The sequence below is a fragment of the Erythrobacter sp. MTPC3 genome (genome assembly GCF_042854385.1).
Classification (GTDB): domain Bacteria; phylum Pseudomonadota; class Alphaproteobacteria; order Sphingomonadales; family Sphingomonadaceae; genus Erythrobacter.
Genome location: NZ_BTGP01000036.1, coordinates 1 through 925, shown reverse-complemented (window position 1 = coordinate 925; position 925 = coordinate 1). Strand labels below are relative to the sequence as shown.

The 925-nt window shown below is 55.9% G+C and carries 1 protein-coding gene; it reads left to right on the top strand.

Annotated features, from left to right (window positions below):
* On the top strand, positions 1-925 hold a 925-nt coding region (locus tag ACGHU1_RS16855; protein ID WP_390588883.1), incomplete at both ends, for a DUF3320 domain-containing protein.

The following is a 925-nucleotide window of genomic DNA, read 5'->3' as shown; positions in this document are numbered from 1 at the left end:
AGCTTGTCGAGCATATGCCGACTGGCGAGGAAGCCGACACCCCCTTTGAGGAGGATGTCGCGGACACCATACGGTCCTTCGGTTTCCTTGCAGATCCACAGGTGGGATCAGCAGGCTTCAAGATTGATTTGGGCGTCCGCCACCCTGACAGACCGGGGAGTTATTTGCTGGCGGTTGAGTGCGACGGAGCCACATACCATTCGGCCCTGTGGGCACGCGAGCGCGATCGCCTCCGTCAAAGCGTGCTGGAGCATCTGGGATGGCGCTTCCATAGGATATGGAGCACCGACTGGTTTTATAATCGCGAACGTGAAATCAAGCGCCTCCGCGAAGCATTGGAAAGCGCCAAGCGAGACCAAGAGGATGGTTCACCTCCGAAGACTATCGAGAAACCCGAAGGTGCGCCGAACCGGACTCATGAAGAACCTGTCGCCCCACTTCCCGAAGTGGAAGAACGACAAATGCCTAGATATGAGCGGGCATACTTCCCCACCGCATCGAACTGTGAACCGCATGAGGCTCATCCTTATGAATTGCGTGAATTGGCATTGAAGGTCGTGGAATTCGAGGGACCGATTTCTGCAGAAGAGACGGCACGAAGAATATCGTCTTGTTACGGTCGCGAACGTGCAGGCAGACGCATCCAGTCTGTAGCGCTCGATGCGCTTCAAACTCTCAAAAGCAGCGGTTCGATTCTCTATGATGATGGCTTCTATTTTACGCAGGCGCAGCGTGATGAGACGCCTGTGCGAGACCGGACGGATGAAGCCGGCGCCACACTCAAAGCAGAGTCGATCTCGCTGCTTGAAATCCGTGCGGCTTTGAAAATCGCGCTGGCGGACAATGCGGGCGCTGAAGCTGATGATCTTATTCGTGCTACCGCGAGACTACTGGGATTTAAGCGGGTGGGATCTGACCTCCGAGC